A 17,692-nucleotide genomic window follows, 5' to 3' on the forward strand; every position below is an offset into this window, starting at 1 on the left:
GAACCCCCTTCACCCAAGGTAACTCTCAACACATAAAACCCTTCTATAAAAGGGTTTTATGTGATTCGCTAATCTTCTCTTTTTATTCAGCAGTGTTAATTTTATCAATCTGTGTTTGGTTCAATTCTTGCATCTCTTTTGGTAACGGAGCGTAAGTCAAGTCAGGCGCATATTGCTGTCCTTCACTGTTTGCCCAGGTTAAGAGTTCCTTAATTTTTTCTGCTTTAGCTACTCCAACAGCTGCACCAAGTTCTTGAGGCACAAGAGCCCAAGTTGTCCCAGCGATAGGATACGTACCTTCACCAGGCATATCAACCATAGAGAAGATCAAGTCTTCTGGAAGTGTTGGAACGGCACCAGCTGCAGCCGCGCTTGCAGATTCAAGAGATGGCGCAATGAACTCTCCTTCTTGGTTTTGAATGTTAGCTACAGACATGTCATTTTGAAGCGCATAGCTTACTTCAACATATCCGATAGATCCAGGAATTTGACCTACTTGACCTGAAACTCCTTCAGAACCTTTTGCACCAATTCCTACAGGCCAATCGAGAGATTTACCAGTACCAACTGCGTCTGCCCAACCTTGATCTACAGCAGTCAAGTATTCAGAGAAGATAAATGTCGTGCCAGAACCGTCTGAACGGTGAACGACTGCGATTGCTTGATCTGAGAGTTCTACACCTTCGTTAATTTCAGCAATTGCAGGGTCATTCCAGTTGGTAATTTCACCAAGGAATATGTCAGCTAATACTTCTGGAGAAAGGTTTAAGTTTCCCTCAAGTCCTTCAATGTTTAATGCGATAGCAACTGGTGCGATTGCCATCGGAATATGAAGCACTTCTTCACCCATTTTATCAAGCTCTTCACTGTTCATTGGAGCATCCGATGCGGCAAAATCAACTGTACCTTCAATTAATTGACTAATTCCCGTTCCAGAACCAGTGGATTGATAGTTGACGCGAACCCCTTCATTAGCTGTGTTGTATTCGTCAAACATTTTAGTGAAAAGTGGAGCGATGAAAGATGAACCAGAAGCGTTAACGTCAATGCGCTCTCCTGACTCAGTATCAGAACCCTCACCAGTAGCGCCTTCTTCAGTAGGTCCAGATGCGCCTCCTCCACATGCTGTGATAATGAGCATGAGTGTCGCGAGCAGTGCTATTAAGCTTAATAACTTGAGGTTTCTCATTCCTTAACTCCCCCTAAAACTTTCGTTGTTTTTGTCCTACAGCTATAACAATACGCCCCAATAATTAAATCCATATGAATCGGATGTTAAGGTTTTGTAAATCCACTCGCTTTTTGTCGAACCCACGTATGGATAGAACGAAATTGGTAAGAATACCTCTTTTAGTTGCAAATCAGCGAGATCTTACACTGATCAACCATGCATAAGTTTCAGCCTCAACTATAAAAACCGATGGGCTTATTTGTATTTTTGCCCATCGGTTTTCTTTGGTTGTATGCTATTCATTTCTTTATTCTGATAACAAGCTTGGTGATTAGAACCAATCAAATTTTATTCTTCGTCATCCTCTTCTAATCGAGCTTCTTGACCATCTTGTTGCTCCTCGGTACCTTCAGGGTTTTCTTCATTTTCATTGTCAAGATTCTCTTCGACTTCTTCTAGGTTACCTTCTTCGTTTGCTTCGCGAATTTGTTCTTGTTCTTGTTGCGCTTCTTCGTAGTTGCCTACTTCGTTTAGCGCTCCAGTCATGTTACCGCGCTCTTCTTTTAAAGCGAAGTAGGTGTCAAGAACACGTTCTCCAATTTTCATATTCAGACCATTTCCCGAGCTTCCTTGGTAGGCGGCAGGTACCACAACGGACATGGCTATTTCAGGACGATCATAAGGAGCATAGGCAACTAGTGATAAGTTCGATGTTTCAAAGCTCCTCCCCGCACTCGCATCATAATAAAAGGTTTCAGCAGTTCCTGTTTTTCCAGCAGGTAGATAGTCTTTATCACCAAAATAACGTACTCCAGTTCCTCTCGGTTCCTGCATTACTTGTCGAAAGCCTTCCTGTACGCGTTCAATCACAGGTTGATCCATAGTTAATTTGTTTAGTATACGCGGTTCCATGTCTTCAATAACTGGACCGAGACGGTTTGGTACCTCTAACGGTTCGCGGATTTGCTTAACGATCCGCGGTTGCATACGATAGCCACCGTTAGCAATCGTTGAGACATACTGCGCTAATTGCAACGGCGTATACGTATCGTACTGGCCAAATGAGTAGAAAAGTAGCCCTTGAGTTGTTTCTGATCCAGCATAGCCTGTTGCCTCTCCAGGTAGATCTATCCCTGTACGAACGCCCAGTCCAAACTGGCTAAACGTATTACGAAAAATATCGAATGTTGAACTTAAAGATAAGTTTAACGCATCGTTCCTGATGTAACGGTCGCCACCGATTTCAATAGCAGTTTTCACCATATATACGTTTGACGAGCGACGTAGTGCTGTTATGTCATCGATGTTCCCCATTACACTGACAGAACGAATAGGTTCAGAGCCTTGGATATATAAGATTTCATCAACTTTATTAGTATTCCCCGCCGAAATAACTCCTTGCTCATACCCAGTTAACACGGTAGCACCCTTGACCGACGACCCAACTACATATGAAGTTGTCATATTCCCAAGCGCAAAATCGTTCATTTCCAACTCGCCGGTTTCATCATTTCGGGCATACTGCTTACCAGCCATCGTTAACACTTCACCGGTAAAGGGATCCAATAAAGTAACAAATGCACGGTCTAAATATTTTGTGTCAATTGATTCTTGTTTAGCAGCGCGTAGCTCTTCTTCAATAATTTTCTCTACGGCAATTTGGAGTTCCATATCAATAGAGAGAAGAAGGTCCTTTCCTCGTTTTCCTTCTTGAAGAACAATAGACTCAATCACATCGCCTTGACGGTTTGTGATGTTACGAACTTTTCCTTTTGTGCCGTATAGAACTTCTTCGTATTCTTCCTCAATATAGCTCGTTCCCACACGATCGTTACGGCTATAGCCACGTGATAAGAAATACTGAATACGGTCTCGTGGTAACCCTTCTTCTGCAGAGGACACTCCCCCTAAAACAGAGCTGAGCGTACTCCCATACACACGATATCGATTCCAATCTGTCGTGACACCGACACCCGGTAGCTCGGATAAGTGTTCACTGACAACTGCAAACTCTTTATCCGTCACTCCGCGGTTTTTAATCATTTGTGGAGTGAGTTGGTAACCAGAATTCATGGCTCTCCAAATCGCTAACACTTGCATCTCCTCGTCAGAGAAATTCTCGATCTCCTCTGTAGGCACTCGATCGAGTTGTCGTTGGTACACTTCATCATTTTCAAGCTCAGCGATTTCTTCTTTACTCACTAATTCAAGTGCTTTATCTGGACGGGTTACCATCCAAAAATCTTGACGATCCCGTTCAGTAACACGGTCTAATTGCTCTTTTTCCATTGTTATATACTTTGATAACTCTCTAGCCTTTTCTAGCAAATCCTGTACTGTTTCTCCTGGTTGTCTTGTATATGTTATGGCATTTAGCGGAACGTTGTCGACAACTACATTTGCGTAACGATCCAAGATTTTCCCACGTGGAACAGTATTGTTAATATTCACTTCGTCCGTTTGGTCAATCTCACGCTGATACTCACCACCGTAGACTATTTGTACAAATCCAAGTCGCAGAATGAGGACTGAAAACAAACAAAAGACGACAAAAAAGAGGATATTTAATCTAAAAGGAATATGCGTTCTTTTTTTCTTTTTCTTCCCCATATACAACACTTCTTTCCTTCATACTCCTTTCTATTGTAAAGATAAAGCGTTTATCTGACCACCATCAAATGAAGGAATGATTCATTTGATGTGTCAAACTTTTGTACTAGTCCACTCCAAAAAAGACCAGTTGTTTTAAGACTGGCCTTGTTCTGATGGATTTGGTGATGACCTTGGGAATGTAGGAAGGCCCTGATTGTCAGCACCCGTGGCTGGATTACTTGCTGGATCTTGTTTAGGAGCAGACAATGGAATGTTCCGAACAAAGAAGTATATGACCGAATGCCCCGCGCCTAAAATGAGTAAAAGGACAGGTAAACTCTTCTCAGGGGGAAACGTTGTGACAGCAAACAAAAAGCAAAGTATACTTACTGCCCTCCCGCCGTTCAGAAATAGCTCTTTCACGACAATGTATTCAATCCGCATTTCCGCCGCTTTCCATCCTCGTCCAATCACATCATAGGATAGCGAATTGTAAGGAATGAGTAGCATTGGATAGGCGATGGCGATCACTGCCGCATAAATAAGTAACCGTGGAAAGGTAACTTCAAAAGCAATGATGAAAATAGCTGCATAAAGCAGAATGCCACCGAACAAGATAGAACGTTTTCTGAAAGATGGCTTAATAACACGAGATGCTACATAATAGCCTACAAAAGCAATCCCGGAATTCAATAGGCCAAACGTTCCGAGAGCTAGTTCACTCCCTGTCGAAATAAACACAAATACGGAAATAACAAAGATAAACGTCCCTTCCCGCAATCCTTGAAAAAAATTGGCGTTCGTTATTCGCTTCCAATCACGGTTGAGTGAACGTTCTTTCACAATTCTCCATACCCAGTACTTTCCATCAGCTGGTCGCCGTTGAATAAAAAAACTTAATACGACAGCGCAAACAAATAAAAAAAGTGACAATGTAAAGATCAGAGTATATCCCGTGAAACTTTCCATACGAGAAATAACAAAACCGGCAACAATAGGTCCGATCATCCCCCCACCTGATGTTAACACGCCGAGAAAACCGTTGAAGAAATCTCTTGTCTCTGGCTCTGTGATTTCAAAGGTCAGTACGTTAAAAGCAAGCCAATAAAACCCGTATCCGATTCCCAGCAACATACCGAGCGGGAACAAAAAATCAGATGCGTTTGTTCCGACAGATAGAACTGTAATGTAAAAAGCGGCCAACACACTGACCCCGATTCTTAGGACAATGACCCTGTCCACTTTCTTAGCCATTCTTCCTGCTAAAACAAACGTGATAGGCTGCAGGAGAACAATAGCTAAATTATAAATACCAAGATCGACAAACTCACCAGACTGCTTCCACAAATAAATATTCACAAATGTGTTTGATAACGCAATGCTTAAGGAGTACAGACCGCCAACGACTAGGAGCAATAGCAAATCTTTGGTGACCGTAACATCCCCGAACACTTTTTGATATCGGCTCATGAAAAAACTCCCCTTTATCTCCTTAAGTAGTGTCTCAATGGAGTAAGAGGATTATTCAATTTGACGGTGAGGAGATGAGGTTATCTTCTCTCTGTCCGCGGATATATCTCTCTGTCCGCGGATATATCTCTCTGTCCGCGGATATATCTCTCTGTCCGCGGATATATCTCTCTGTCCGCGGATATATCTCTCTGTCCGCGGATATATCTCTCTGTCCGCGGATATATCTCTCTGTCCGCGGATTAGAGCATAAAAAAACCTTTCTGCTAAGCAGAAAGGTTTTTTTCGCATCTACTATTATTTCGCAGCATCGAAGCGTTTGTTCACTTCATCCCAGTTAATGACATTATAGAATGCATTAATGTAATCTGGACGACGGTTTTGATAGTTAAGGTAGTAGGCATGCTCCCAAACGTCGAGGCCAAGCACAGGAGTTTTGCCTTCCATCAATGGCGTGTCCTGGTTTGGTGTGCTTGTGATTTCTAATTTGCCGTTATTGACAACGAGCCAAGCCCAGCCTGATCCGAAGCGTCCTGCTGCAGCAGCGGCAAACTCTTCTTTAAACTTGTCATAGCTTCCAAACGTGGAATTGATAGCTTCGCCCACAGCTCCTGTAGGTGCTCCACCACCGTTTGGTGAAAGGATTGTCCAGAAAAGCGAGTGGTTAGCATGTCCACCACCATTGTTACGAACAGCCGTGCGCGCAGCCTCTGGAACAGCATCTAAATTAGCAACGAGTTCCTCGATCGACTTCGATGCTAGATCATCATGCCCTTGAAGAGCATCGTTTAACTTCGTGATGTACGTGTTGTGATGCTTCGTATGGTGAATGTTCATCGTTTCTTTGTCGATGTGTGGTTCAAGCGCATCATAAGCATACGGTAATTGCGGTAATTCATAAGCCATGAATAAATTCCTCCCTAAATATGTAGTGACCATCCCACTTGGAATTGGTTGGTGTACTTTTACATTAGCAGAATTCCAAGGAGCCTTCAAATGATACGCAATATAAAGTGATTTTATGTAAAGGCTGTTTTCGTAATCTTTGTTGCTTTACTACACAGTTATCCCATGATGTGACATACTGCTATGTTGATTTCCGCTGCAGGCGGACGCTTTCCGCGGGGCGGGCGGTGAGCCTCCTCATCGCTGCGCTCTTGCGAAATGAAATGCGGAAGCGGTCCGTTTTGCTCCCTCTGAAAGATGTTCTTTGGCTTTAGAGGCGCTTTTTGCCTCAAAAGACGAAGGTTATTTTCAGACGGGAGCAGACCGCTGTAGCTAGACACGTCTCACCTATCCCGCTAATCCCGCAGAACAAGGAAGAAAGGCTAAAGGCGCCACGTCCTGTGGCAACGCCTTTCTGACCCACGTCCTGTGGGCCTCCGCAGAGAGCGTACTTTGCGAACGAGGAGGCTCAGCGCGGAGCCCGCGGAAAGCGAAGTGTATTTCCGGAGCGGTGTCTTATGTCGCATCATACAGCTACTGTGCAATGAGACTCCATAAAAAAAGCAACAATCTTTTAGAAAACAGCCTATGTAAAAGATTTGTGTCAGTAGACTCACTAACTGACGTAGACAAAAAAGATTACGATCATGACTACCTGTAACAGAGCTTTTGTCACCGAACTTCCTAAAAAGCCTAGAAACGACCCGAAACCAATTTTGGCCGCATCTTTTAAAGACCTCTTATGGACAATGAGTTCAGCTATCATTGCACCAAGAAATGGACCCAAAATTAATCCGGCAAACGGTAGCACAAACGGTCCGACGAGTATCCCTACCGTACTTCCCCAAACGCCTGCATTAGAGCCACCAAGTCTCGTGACGCCAAGCGCTGTTGCGACGTAATCTGCTACGAACAGGAGAGCAAGCAAGATCCCTTGCCATACCCAAAACGTCCATGTGAGCGCATCAAACGAGAAAAACAGCCCGTACACTACGTAGGCAGCAATAAGTACCACAGCACTAGGTATAATCGGGTACACAATCCCAACAAAGCTAAGTATCAGAAGCAGCACAACAAGAGCCCAACCAATTATACTCATTAAAGCATCCCTCCCTCAGAAAATCACAAAAAATCTCGACAGCACTTTATTAGTAATTATGGACAATACTCCCTAAAAAGAAAAGGCAACAAACTGTAAACAGTCTGCTACCTAATTCTTTCTTCTTATGCTTCGTTTTTATCTTCCAAAACGTACTCGGCAATGTTAACAGCGTGGTCGCCAATTCGCTCTAGGTTACTCAAGATGTCAACATACACAATACCCGCTTGTCCAGTACAAACTCCTTGGTTCAAGCGTAAAATATGTTGTTTGCGTAGCTTTCGTTCCATTTGGTCAATTTTTTCTTCCATTTCTGTTACTTCAACCGCTAACTTGTGATTGTTTTGGTCTAGAGACTCAAGGGCTTTATGAACCGTATCCATCGTGAACGCAAACATCTCATTCAAGTCGTCCATGGCACCTTCTGTAATGAATACTTTATTCGCTTGCTTGTATTCCACTAGCTCAACAATGTTCTCAAAGTGATCACCGATTCGCTCAATATCACGAACAGTATTAATTAAACTCGTATGTCTCGTAGAATCTGCATCACTAAGCGCACTGCTAGATAGTTGAACTAAATACTCTGTAATTTTTTTGTCGAGATTATTAATGGCGTCCTCCAACTGCAAAGCCACTTCTGCATGTTTTGGAGACCCCGTCGTTAAATATTGGTACGATTCTTCTAAACCCTTTTCGGCAATTTGACCCATTCGCAACACTTCTTCTTTTGCTTGTCCGATGGCTATAGAAGGGGATTGCTCTATGAACAATGGATCGAGGTGCTTCGGTTTGTAATCGATTACAGAGTCCTTTCCTGGGATAAGCTTTGTCACAAGCATTGCCAAGAAAGCGATGAATGGGAACTGGATAAGTACATTCGTTACATTAAACGTACCGTGGGCGAATGCAATTGTCATTTCAGGATTCAAGTTCATTGAGTCTCGAAAGAATTCAACAAGCATCGTAAAAGGTCTAAGTAAAATTATGAAAATTGTCGTTCCAATGAGGTTAAAAATAACGTGTGTCGCTGCTGCTCGTCGTGCTGCTACTGAAGCACCGATTGCGGCGAGTACAGCGGTGATCGTTGTTCCGATATTATCTCCAAATAAAACGGGTAAAGCAGCATCCAAAGTAATAAGACCTTCCCCGAAAAGCCCTTGCAAAATACCTATCGTTGCCGATGAACTCTGGACGAGTACTGTAAATAACGTTCCCGCAATAACACCTAGGATAGGGTTGTTACTGAAACTTACGGTTAGATCAGTAAAGCCCTGAACCTCTTCAAGTGGTGCTAATCCGTCACCCATTAGGCTAAGACCGAAGAATAACGCACCAAAACCAAAGACAATTTGTCCCAAATAGGTGGCTCTTCTTGCCTTGAAGAAGAAAAGTAGGATAGCACCAACTGCAATGATCGGTAGTGCGTATTCCTCAATTTTAATTCCAATAATAAAGGCAGTCACCGTTGTTCCAATATTGGCACCCATTATAACACCGATAGATTGTCTGAGTGTCATAAATCCTGCACTTACGAGTCCAATAACTAAGGCAGTCGTACCCGAACTTGTTTGTAATAATACGGTAACAAAGATCCCTGCCAACACACCCATAAATGGATTTGTTGTAAATTTATCTAGGATATCTCTCAAGCGATCCCCAGCTGAATTTTGAAGACCTTCACCCATAAACTTAATACCAAACAAGAAAATCCCGAGTCCACCAAAAAAGGTAAATAACATTTCTTGCCAATTTATTCCCACTGAAAAACCCCCTCAAACAAAATTAAAACTGTTTAGTGTGAAACAGTTAGCCAATCAACACCTCGGCATCATTCGACAATATTTTTGAAAACCCCGACCTATTATGAAGCAATTGTTTAGAACCTGTAAACTCCATTTACGGATTTGTAATCATAAATTTACAATTGGTCGTTGTGCAACATTTACTCAAGTATTCCGGCATGCTTTCATTCCGATCCTATATCTTCACCATACATGCTTGAATTACCCCTTACTACCCACTACAATAGGGAAAGAAAGAAGGTGGGCTTTTTGAACGTGTTTCAACAACTTGTGAAAAGTTTGTATTCCCCAAAAGATGTGGCGAAGTTTCGCTTTCAAGGGATCGGCAAAACCATTCTTTACGTATTTTTGCTAGCGCTCCTCACTTTAATTCCAACAATGATTTCTTTATGGCAAACTGTATCAGCAGGAATTCAAGCCGTGAATGAAACGATCGAAGAAGAAATTCCAAATTTCACAATTGAGAACGGACGACTACAGTCTGATACGCAAGAACTTATTGTGATTGAGGAGCCAGGATTCACGATTTACTTTGATGCTTCCGGAGAGACGACACTTGCAGATATTCGCGAAGATAGTGCACTTCTCATTTCAAAAGAGGAGGCGTCATTCATCACAGGTGGGCAAGTAGATGCCGTTCCGTATTCGATGTTCGAAGGAGTCCCCATTAGTAAGGACGAGATCTCTAACATTTTAACTGGACTGGGTGCCTCTCTTCCCGTATTGCTCGGTGTTTTATTCTTTGTCATCTACGTATTCTCATCAGGAACTGCTTTTGTACAAATATCATTGTTTGCGCTCATTGGTTTGCTCTTTAAGAAGAGTCTAGGAAGAAAACTACGTTACGGACAACTATGGCGCCTTACTGCCTACTCCATTACGTTGTCATCGGTCTTCTTTGCCATTGTAGCCTTGTTCGGGGCAGCTGTTCCTTTTCCATTTTTCCTTGATACATTTGTGAGCTTGTTATTTCTATACCTTGTCATTAAAGAAATTCCTGCCCCCAAATCGAAGAAGGTCGAAGCCTCGTAGCGTGTACACGAGGCTTTTTTTATTTCAATCTTCTCCTCACAGAAAGAAGGAAAGCAACTCGTTTACGCCGAATACGACAGACAATTGGCTAAGATTTTATAAAAGCTACCGGTTACTCCCCAACCTCATCCTTTATACTTCTTCTATTTTAGTCATAACTTCAATTTACTCACCATATACATGGGCACAAAAGGAGGTTGTCCTTACATGAAACGTCTAGGTGCTATAGTACTTGTCGTCGTTATACTTTATACGGTGTATTATGATCTAAGTGTCGGTTCTTTATCATTACCTAGTCTCCCCTCCCCTGCTGGAGCGGAAGAGACTTCAGAGCAGGTTGGGGCAGTTGAAGTGTCTGGACAACCGTACGAAGAGATAAAAGTGGAGCGTGGTGAAACCGTCCTCACTATTGTTGAAGACGCACATCAGTCTATCCCCGTCCCGATCGAGCGGATCGTACGAGACTTTGAAGAATTAAATGAAGGACTCAAAGCAGAGGAGATTCAAGCTGGTGAAACGTATCGTTTTCCTCTGTATTAATGAAGAACAGAGAGCGATCACTTATTAAAATACATGTAATTCCAAACCTTCAACTTGTCAATTCTCCTGCATGCTTGTTACAATAGGAATGTATGCTTATTAGAGTTCAAAAAAGAGGATACTTTTGAACTCCCTCTAGTCCTTTCTATAAAAAGGAGCGATCAACTTGACTGAAATGATACATCGTTCAAAGACGAGACCTGTGAAGGTTGGAAACTTGACGATTGGTGGAAGCAACGAACTTTTTATTCAAAGCATGACGACAACGAAAACACATGACGTGGAAGCGACCGTTGCAGAGATTCATAGATTAGAAGAAGCTGGATGTCAAATCGTACGCGTGGCCTGCCCAGATGAGCGTGCTGCAGATGCAATCCCTGAAATAAAAAAACGAATTAATATTCCTCTCGTCGTAGACATCCACTTTGATTATCGCTTAGCACTGAAAGCAATTGAAGGTGGAGCGGATAAAATTCGGATTAACCCTGGAAACATCGGCCGTCGCGAGAAAGTGGAGGCTGTTGTGAAAGCAGCGAAAGAAAAAGGAATCCCGATCAGAATCGGTGTAAATGCAGGTTCCTTAGAACGAAAGATTGTGGAAAAGTATGGTTACCCAACGGCTGATGGAATGGTCGAAAGTGCCCTTCACCACATTAAGATTTTAGAAGACCTTGATTTTCACGATATTATTGTGTCCATGAAGGCATCTGATGTCAATTTAGCTATTGAAGCGTATGAGAAGGCTTCCAAGGCATTCGACTACCCACTTCATCTTGGCATTACAGAGTCAGGTACGCTGTTTGCTGGAACTGTAAAGAGTGCTGCAGGTCTTGGGGCAATTTTGCACAAAGGCATTGGGAATACACTTCGTATTTCTCTTTCAGCAGACCCTGTTGAAGAAGTAAAGGTCGCTCGTGAGTTGTTGAAATCATTCGGACTTGCCTCAAATGCGGCCACCCTAATTTCTTGTCCAACATGCGGACGGATTGAGATTGATTTGATCTCCATCGCCAATGAAGTAGAAGAATATATTTCAAAAATCAAAGCCCCTATTAAGGTTGCGGTGCTTGGTTGTGCGGTGAATGGTCCTGGGGAAGCTCGTGAAGCGGATATTGGCATTGCGGGAGCTCGTGGTGAGGGGTTGTTATTCCGTCATGGGAAAACAGTTCGTAAAGTTCCTGAAGAAACAATGGTGGAGGAATTGAAAAAAGAAATCGATATCCTTGCAGAGGAACACGCACGTAAAGAGCAAGAAGCAAAAACACAAGAAGCGTAAAAAACAAAAAGCGCTTGATCCCCAGGTAAGTGAGGATCAAGCGTTTTTTTAACTCACTCTTAGAAAAACGGAAGGACAAACAGACCAATGACAATAGAAATTGTACCAATTGTAATAGCCGTCATACCAGAACCGCTTGCCCCTTTACGTCGAGCGATAAACCCTAATATAATCGCCGTCGCTCCAAATAAAACTGGGAGCATGAACAGGGAAAGAAGTGACAACGCTACCCCGATATATCCATACATTTTTCCGTTGTCTGCTTTTTCCTTTATGCCGTTCGCTTCGTCTGCGTATCGATCCTCTCTGTCCATTGTGACAGGCGCAGCTAATTCAGCAGACGTTTCCTCAATATAGTCTCCATGCTCTCTTCGGGCTTCCATGTCAACATTATCTTCATATCGACCAGTCGGAACGTGGTCAACTTGTCCCTCATCAATTACATTTGGACGTCTTTCTTCTTTTTCATTTTGTGTGTCCATCTTCTTCCCCTCACTTTTTAAAGTAGTTGATGGAGCTTTCTTATTGTGTGTGAAAAATGGAGAATTCATCATGCCAAAATTTATAAGTATGGATCGCTCCTGCTATGCTACACTTATAGAAGAGAGAGGGGTTTTTGGCATGATACGTTTAGGTATAGACATCGATGGGACAGTGACAGACCAAAGTTCCTTACTTCCATTCCTTAATAAACAATTCCAAATGGAACTAACTTTGAAGGATATTACCGATTATGATTTAACAAAAGCTGTTGGCGTTTCTCATGAAGTATTCGCCAAGTGGTTTCAAGATACAGAACGCGAGATGTACAAAGATTCTATACTTGCAGAGGGCGCTAAAGAAATTTTGACGAGATGGATGAATAGTTATGAGTTGTATTTTTTAAGTGCCAGACCTACTTCTGTATTAGATGTGACGATAGAGTGGTTTCATAAGCATGGAGTAGAGTATCATCATATAGAATGCATCGGGAGCCATGACAAAGTGAACGCTGCAAAACATTATAAAATTGATGTATTTTTAGAGGACAAGCATGATAACGCGGTAGATATACATAACAAATGTCAAATCCCCGTGTTACTATTTGATGCACCTTATAATCGGGACCCTATTCCAGAAGGTGTCATTCGCATCGTGAACTGGCAAGAAGCAGACAATTGGCTTGCTAGTTGGGAGCAGTTGAAATTGGAAAGTAACAACCGCTAACAAGCCATACAAAAGAGGATCCTTCAGGAGAAAGATCCTCTTTGTATTAAGCTCATTTGGATACGCAATCAGGGCATGTGCCGTATATTTCAAATTTATGGTCTTCCACTTGGTAGTTAGCTAAATCTTCACGTAATATTTCCATTGGACACGTAGCAATCTGCTTCGTCTTCCCGCACGTTAGACAGATAAAGTGATGATGGTGGTTCGCGGAATGTGTGCAGCGAAAACGGAAATGTTTTTCACCAGATAGTTCGGTTTCTTCAAAGATGCCCAATGTCGAAAATAAGGACAAATTGCGATAAATCGTATCAAAACTAACACGTGGATAGCTTGCCTGTAGCGCCTGTAAAACATCCTTTGCGCTTAGGTATTGGTCACGTTCACTGAACAGCTGCAACAATTCCTCACGCTTTCCAGTATGTTTATAACCTTTTTCTTTTAACAACTCCATCGCTTCCTCAACACTCATACTTTCGCCACCTCACTCTCACTTCTAAAGTGTACTCAGACTAAACAGCTTCCTATTGCTCAGTATATCACACGCTTAATGGCTTTGTCCGTAGTTGAGTACGTCTCCACCCTTGAGCCACAATGAGTAAAAAGACACTAACAAGTACAATGGTTCCTCCCGGCGCAATGTTGAGGTCATACGCTAAAAGCAATCCCGTAATGATAGCAAATTCTCCAAATAGGATTGACCAAATAATGGTTTGCCTGAAGCTTTTTGCTATTCTCATTGCCGCTGCTACCGGAAGTGTCATCATAGACGAAACGAGGAGCACGCCTACAATGCGCATAGAAGCTGCAATGACGAAGGCGACTAATAGAATGAACAACACATGCAAGGCTTTTACAGGTAGTCCAGAAGCTTTTGCGTGCTCTTCATCAAAAGAAACTGCAAACCACTCTTTATAAAAAAGAACGATGAAAAAAGCCACGACCACGGCCACTACCAACACACTTATAAAATCTTGACGGCTAACTGCACTGACGCTTCCGAACAAGTACGAGAAAATATCTGTGGAAAAACCATCCGCTAATGAAATAAACAGCACACCGAGACCAATCCCTAGTGACATAAGAATGGGTATAGCTAATTCTTGATATTGTTTATAAACACCCCGAAGCCTCTCGATCCATAAAGATCCAAGGACTGAAAATGCCATTCCTGCTTGAAGGGGTTGAACTGGGATGGAAAATTTCTTTTCAACATACATCCCAAAAGCGATTCCAGCTAGTGCTACATGACTAAGAGCATCTGCAATAAAAGACATTCGTCTTACCACAATGAACACACCAAGTAACGGAGCTAACCAGCCAATGAGTAGTGCTGTGTACAGCGCGTATCGCAAAAAATCATATTGAAAAAAATCGTACATCATGAATGATCTCCCCCGTGCTCGTGGGAATGTGAAAGAAGCACAACATCCTGACCGTAAATCGCCGCAATGTCCCCTGCTTCCAACTTTCGAAACTCCTTGGCATCCCCGTGAAAATGGAGAGTTCTATTCAAGCACAACACTTCCCCCACTTTTCGAGACACCGTACCAATATCGTGTGTCACCATGAGTAACGTTTTGCCGTAATCCTTATGGAGAGATTCCAACAGGGAGTAGAAAGCGTCCACTCTCCTGGCATCAATGCCTACAGTCGGTTCGTCTAAAATAAGTACTTCCGGATCTTGGATGAGCGCCCGGGCAATAAATACACGTTGCTGTTGCCCGCCTGAAAGTTCGCCAATTGGCTGTTTGGCGTATTCAGCCATCTCCACTACCTGTAGCGTTTCCATCGCTTTCTCGCGATCACGGTTTGTGTAGAAGCGAAACCAACCGCGCTTTTTCACTAAACCACTTAAAACGACTTCTAGAACAGTGGCCGGAAAACCACTATTAAAAGCGTTTGCCTTTTGCGATACAAATCCAATCTCCACCCAATTGTGAAAATCTTGAATTTGCTCTCCAAACAGATGAATCGTTCCGTTTTGAACAGGTAATAATCCAAGCAATAACTTTAATAATGTCGTTTTTCCGGATCCGTTTGGTCCGACAATCCCGACAAAGCTCCCTTTCTCAATCCTGAAAGAAACATTTTCAAGAACGAATTTTTGTTCATATTTGTACGAAAGATTTTCTACTTGGATGAGAGGCTCTGTCATGCTACCCACCTCCATTTTCAGAATGATTCCGATTTACATTCACATTTGTTTAGTATACAGATCAGGAGCTTTCCTGTAAACAAAAAAACTCACATACCTGCAACACCTCCACGGTGTGCAATATGTGATGTTTCCCTAATGAATAGCAGATTTAAACTTAGCTCCCTTTGTTTCCTGAGTGTCCATAATCGTCAAAAATGCAGTGGGATCCACATCGTGTACGAGTGACTTTAGCTTTGTCACTTCAAGACGGGTGATCACCACATAAATAATGTCTTTCTCTTCGTCTGTGTAGCCACCCTTTCCTTTTAGTTTCGTCGTTCCTCGCCCTAATCGGTCTAAAATGGCGTCTGACACTTCGGAATGCTGATCCGATATAATGAATACTGCTTTCGTCTCATCCAACCCTTGAATGACTGTATCAATCGTTTTAAACGCTATGTAATAGGTCATGACCGAATACATGGCCTGCTCCAGTCCATATACAAATGCCGCCCAAGCGAAAATAAATATATTGAAAAACATGACGAACTCGCCTACTGAGAAAGGGAGTTTTTTTGAAAGGAGAATTCCTAAAATTTCTGTGCCGTCCATTGAGCCTCCGTGTCGAATGACAAGTCCTACACCAAAACCAAGAAGTAATCCACCGAACACGGTTGCGAGAACCATCTGATCTGTAAATGGATCGAATACGTACAGAAATCGCTCGATAATAGCTAGCGCGACAATCCCTATCAAAGTAGAGACCATGAATGTTTTGCCAATTTGTTTATAGCCAAAGTAAAGGAAAGGAATATTCAATATAATAACGAATACCCCAAAACTGAGGAGCAAATAATCTGGAGTAATATAATTGAGGATGAGTGAGATCCCAATAATACCACCATCAATAATCTCGTTTGGCACAAGAAACAATTCAATCGCAACGGCCGCCATTCCAGCGCCGATGACAATCATCACTACCCGGTATAGAAAATGAAGCTTACTTTCTTTTTTATGCCGCTTTTCCATATCGTTTCATCCTCTCTCTTGACTTTTTCTAAACAGCTAACTCTTTTTGCGCACATTAGCCCGCATCCCTTCATATAGATCACATAGGGAGGCGAGCGCATGAAACTTTTTGAACATGTCGTCAATCATAAATTGAGTACAATTACACCATCTGAAATACAAGATTATGGTAATGAATATGACATTTCCCTCACGAATGAACAAGCAAGCAGTATTTGTAACGTGATTCATTCAAAGAAGTGGAACATTTTTGACTCTCGTGAACGCACAAGCTTAATTAAGGAAATTGCCAAAATAACCGGACCGAACGTGGCACGACAGGCAAATCAATTATTTCTTCAATTAACGAAACAAGGGTAAGTGCTGCAGGTAGACGGTTCCTTTTTTAAAAAGGTCGACCTTCTACCTGTCTCACTGCTATGCCCTAACTCCATTAAAATCCATATGCTTGTTGAAAAGCGATTTTTTTACGCTTCTGCAACAATCACTTCTAACACTTTTTCTTGAAAGGTTTTATTGCGGAACATGTCGATCTCATATTTGTAAGGTGGCTTTTTGTTCTTTTTGTCTTCTCCTACATAAGGGGTTTCCAAAATTTTTGGGATATGCGCCAGCTGCGGATGATGAACAATTTTATTTAAAGCCTTAAATCCGATATGACCAAAACCAATATTCTCATGACGGTCTTTTGAAGCTCCTTTTTTATTTTTGCTGTCGTTAATGTGGAGTACTTTTAAGCGATCAATCCCGATTGTATGGTCAAACTGTTCGAGCACGCTATCAAAGTCGCTTACAATTTCATAGCCTGCGTCGTGAGTATGGCATGTATCAAAGCAAACAGACAAGCGCTCATTATGTGTTACACCGTCAATAATGGCAGCAAGTTCGCCAAATGTACGACCACACTCACTTCCTTTTCCGGCCATTGTTTCTAACGCAATCTGCACACCTGAAGACTCCGTGAGCACTTCATTCAATCCTTCGATGATCTTTTCAATGCCTTTATCAGCACCAGCGCCAACATGAGCACCTGGGTGTAGTACAATTTGCTTTGCCCCGAGAGCTTCTGTTCTCTCAATTTCAGAGCGCAAGAAATCTACACCGAGCTTAAATGTACTCGGATTTGTTGTATTTCCAATATTAATAATGTATGGCGCGTGCACGACAAACTCTTCAATCCCGTTCGCTTTCATGTGCTCCCAGCCCGCTTCAATATTCAAGTCTTCGATTTTTTTGCGACGCGTGTTTTGCGGCGCTCCTGTGTAAACCATAAACGTCGTTGCTCCGTAAGAAACTGCCTCTTCACTTGCCGCAAGCAGCATTTTCTTTCCGCTCATAGATACGTGAGAACCAATTTTCATCAAGCTTCCCTCTCCTTTACATACTT

At 42.4% G+C, this 17,692-nt stretch carries 18 protein-coding genes; 5 read left to right on the plus strand and 13 right to left on the minus strand.

The genetic code is table 11. The annotated features are described in order from the left end of the window. Positions 1 to 82: 82 nt before the first annotated feature. The 7 genes from pstS to HHK01_RS10145 all read right to left on the minus strand — a co-directional run bounded on the left by pstS (position 83) and on the right by HHK01_RS10145 (position 9,019). Entirely contained in the window at positions 83 to 1,189 is a 1,107-nt protein-coding gene (gene pstS / locus HHK01_RS10115; protein WP_170007676.1) for a phosphate ABC transporter substrate-binding protein PstS, read from the minus strand. 330 nt (positions 1,190 to 1,519) lie between these two features. Continuing rightward, on the minus strand, positions 1,520 to 3,781 hold the full coding sequence (locus HHK01_RS10120; RefSeq protein ID WP_170007677.1) for a peptidoglycan D,D-transpeptidase FtsI family protein: 2,262 nt from the start codon (positions 3,779 to 3,781) through the stop codon (positions 1,520 to 1,522). 135 nt (positions 3,782 to 3,916) lie between these two features. Next, positions 3,917 to 5,233, minus strand: a complete 1,317-nt coding sequence (locus HHK01_RS10125; protein WP_170007678.1) for an MFS transporter — start codon at positions 5,231 to 5,233, stop codon at positions 3,917 to 3,919. Between the two features lie 51 nt (positions 5,234 to 5,284). Further along, entirely contained in the window at positions 5,285 to 5,524 is a 240-nt protein-coding gene (locus HHK01_RS10130; RefSeq protein WP_170007679.1) for a hypothetical protein, read from the minus strand. A gap of 6 nt (positions 5,525 to 5,530) precedes the next feature. Then, a complete protein-coding gene (sodA, locus tag HHK01_RS10135; RefSeq protein WP_170007680.1) occupies positions 5,531 to 6,139 on the minus strand; it encodes a superoxide dismutase SodA in 609 nt (202 codons plus the stop codon). Between the two features lie 655 nt (positions 6,140 to 6,794). Beyond that, entirely contained in the window at positions 6,795 to 7,277 is a 483-nt protein-coding gene (locus tag HHK01_RS10140; protein WP_170007681.1) for a DUF456 domain-containing protein, read from the minus strand. Positions 7,278 to 7,402: 125 nt separating this feature from the next. Further along, positions 7,403 to 9,019: a Na/Pi cotransporter family protein gene (locus tag HHK01_RS10145; protein WP_170008751.1), complete on the minus strand. Its 1,617-nt coding sequence runs from the start codon at positions 9,017 to 9,019 to the stop codon at positions 7,403 to 7,405. Positions 9,020 to 9,337: 318 nt separating this feature from the next. Here HHK01_RS10145 and HHK01_RS10150 point away from each other — a divergent pair, with 318 nt between their 5' ends. From HHK01_RS10150 to ispG, 3 genes are all read left to right on the plus strand, one after another. Next, positions 9,338 to 10,114 carry a DUF1189 domain-containing protein gene (locus HHK01_RS10150; RefSeq protein ID WP_228027742.1) on the plus strand — a complete coding sequence of 259 codons (777 nt, stop codon included), beginning with the start codon at positions 9,338 to 9,340 and terminating at the stop codon, positions 10,112 to 10,114. A gap of 207 nt (positions 10,115 to 10,321) precedes the next feature. Continuing rightward, positions 10,322 to 10,654 (plus strand): hypothetical protein, encoded by a 333-nt coding sequence (locus HHK01_RS10155; RefSeq protein ID WP_170007683.1) that lies wholly within the window; start codon positions 10,322 to 10,324, stop codon positions 10,652 to 10,654. 175 nt (positions 10,655 to 10,829) lie between these two features. Next, entirely contained in the window at positions 10,830 to 11,930 is a 1,101-nt protein-coding gene (gene ispG / locus HHK01_RS10160) for a flavodoxin-dependent (E)-4-hydroxy-3-methylbut-2-enyl-diphosphate synthase (RefSeq protein ID WP_407646957.1), read from the plus strand. A gap of 59 nt (positions 11,931 to 11,989) precedes the next feature. On the opposite strand, the gene HHK01_RS10165 is transcribed toward ispG, so the two are convergent. Then, a complete protein-coding gene (locus HHK01_RS10165) occupies positions 11,990 to 12,484 on the minus strand; it encodes a DUF4190 domain-containing protein (protein WP_228027538.1) in 495 nt (164 codons plus the stop codon). A gap of 67 nt (positions 12,485 to 12,551) precedes the next feature. Here HHK01_RS10165 and HHK01_RS10170 point away from each other — a divergent pair, with 67 nt between their 5' ends. Further along, entirely contained in the window at positions 12,552 to 13,136 is a 585-nt protein-coding gene (locus HHK01_RS10170; protein ID WP_170007685.1) for a hypothetical protein, read from the plus strand. Between the two features lie 52 nt (positions 13,137 to 13,188). On the opposite strand, the gene HHK01_RS10175 is transcribed toward HHK01_RS10170, so the two are convergent. The 4 genes from HHK01_RS10175 to HHK01_RS10190 all read right to left on the minus strand — a co-directional run bounded on the left by HHK01_RS10175 (position 13,189) and on the right by HHK01_RS10190 (position 16,305). After that, the gene (locus HHK01_RS10175; RefSeq protein WP_170007686.1) at positions 13,189 to 13,608 is read right to left on the minus strand and encodes a Fur family transcriptional regulator; all 420 of its coding nucleotides are present in this window, start codon (positions 13,606 to 13,608) and stop codon (positions 13,189 to 13,191) included. A gap of 67 nt (positions 13,609 to 13,675) precedes the next feature. Continuing rightward, a complete protein-coding gene (locus HHK01_RS10180) occupies positions 13,676 to 14,521 on the minus strand; it encodes a metal ABC transporter permease (RefSeq protein ID WP_170007687.1) in 846 nt (281 codons plus the stop codon). Further along, positions 14,518 to 15,294: a metal ABC transporter ATP-binding protein gene (locus HHK01_RS10185; protein WP_170007688.1), complete on the minus strand. Its 777-nt coding sequence runs from the start codon at positions 15,292 to 15,294 to the stop codon at positions 14,518 to 14,520. Before HHK01_RS10185 ends, HHK01_RS10180 begins: the two co-directional genes overlap by 4 nt. Before the next feature lie 135 nt (positions 15,295 to 15,429). Then, positions 15,430 to 16,305: a YitT family protein gene (locus HHK01_RS10190; RefSeq protein WP_170007689.1), complete on the minus strand. Its 876-nt coding sequence runs from the start codon at positions 16,303 to 16,305 to the stop codon at positions 15,430 to 15,432. A gap of 99 nt (positions 16,306 to 16,404) precedes the next feature. Between HHK01_RS10190 and HHK01_RS10195 the strand changes: the two genes are divergently transcribed. After that, positions 16,405 to 16,665 carry a DUF2624 domain-containing protein gene (locus HHK01_RS10195; protein WP_170007690.1) on the plus strand — a complete coding sequence of 87 codons (261 nt, stop codon included), beginning with the start codon at positions 16,405 to 16,407 and terminating at the stop codon, positions 16,663 to 16,665. A 107-nt stretch (positions 16,666 to 16,772) separates the two neighbouring features. Here HHK01_RS10195 and HHK01_RS10200 read toward each other — a convergent pair whose 3' ends face one another. Continuing rightward, entirely contained in the window at positions 16,773 to 17,669 is an 897-nt protein-coding gene (locus tag HHK01_RS10200; protein ID WP_170007691.1) for a deoxyribonuclease IV, read from the minus strand. Between the last annotated feature and the right edge of the window lie 23 nt (positions 17,670 to 17,692).

Source organism: Bacillus fonticola, assembly GCF_012955605.1.
In the GTDB taxonomy this organism is placed as follows: Bacteria; Bacillota; Bacilli; order Bacillales; family JC228; genus Bacillus_CG; species Bacillus_CG fonticola.

Coding starts and splice junctions, on each gene's coding strand:
- HHK01_RS10180 (WP_170007687.1), bottom strand. CDS start 14,521: ATGATGTACGATTTTTTTCAATATGATTTTTTGCGATACGCGCTGTAC.
- sodA (WP_170007680.1), bottom strand. CDS start 6,139: ATGGCTTATGAATTACCGCAATTACCGTATGCTTATGATGCGCTTGAA.
- HHK01_RS10125 (WP_170007678.1), bottom strand. CDS start 5,233: ATGAGCCGATATCAAAAAGTGTTCGGGGATGTTACGGTCACCAAAGAT.
- HHK01_RS10120 (WP_170007677.1), bottom strand. CDS start 3,781: ATGGGGAAGAAAAAGAAAAAAAGAACGCATATTCCTTTTAGATTAAAT.
- HHK01_RS10190 (WP_170007689.1), bottom strand. CDS start 16,305: ATGGAAAAGCGGCATAAAAAAGAAAGTAAGCTTCATTTTCTATACCGG.
- HHK01_RS10175 (WP_170007686.1), bottom strand. CDS start 13,608: ATGAGTGTTGAGGAAGCGATGGAGTTGTTAAAAGAAAAAGGTTATAAA.
- pstS (WP_170007676.1), bottom strand. CDS start 1,189: ATGAGAAACCTCAAGTTATTAAGCTTAATAGCACTGCTCGCGACACTC.
- HHK01_RS10185 (WP_170007688.1), bottom strand. CDS start 15,294: ATGACAGAGCCTCTCATCCAAGTAGAAAATCTTTCGTACAAATATGAA.
- HHK01_RS10195 (WP_170007690.1), top strand. CDS start 16,405: ATGAAACTTTTTGAACATGTCGTCAATCATAAATTGAGTACAATTACA.
- HHK01_RS10130 (WP_170007679.1), bottom strand. CDS start 5,524: ATGCGAAAAAAACCTTTCTGCTTAGCAGAAAGGTTTTTTTATGCTCTA.
- HHK01_RS10165 (WP_228027538.1), bottom strand. CDS start 12,484: ATGATGAATTCTCCATTTTTCACACACAATAAGAAAGCTCCATCAACT.
- HHK01_RS10140 (WP_170007681.1), bottom strand. CDS start 7,277: ATGAGTATAATTGGTTGGGCTCTTGTTGTGCTGCTTCTGATACTTAGC.
- HHK01_RS10170 (WP_170007685.1), top strand. CDS start 12,552: ATGATACGTTTAGGTATAGACATCGATGGGACAGTGACAGACCAAAGT.
- HHK01_RS10155 (WP_170007683.1), top strand. CDS start 10,322: ATGAAACGTCTAGGTGCTATAGTACTTGTCGTCGTTATACTTTATACG.
- HHK01_RS10145 (WP_170008751.1), bottom strand. CDS start 9,019: ATGTTATTTACCTTTTTTGGTGGACTCGGGATTTTCTTGTTTGGTATT.
- ispG (WP_407646957.1), top strand. CDS start 10,830: ATGATACATCGTTCAAAGACGAGACCTGTGAAGGTTGGAAACTTGACG.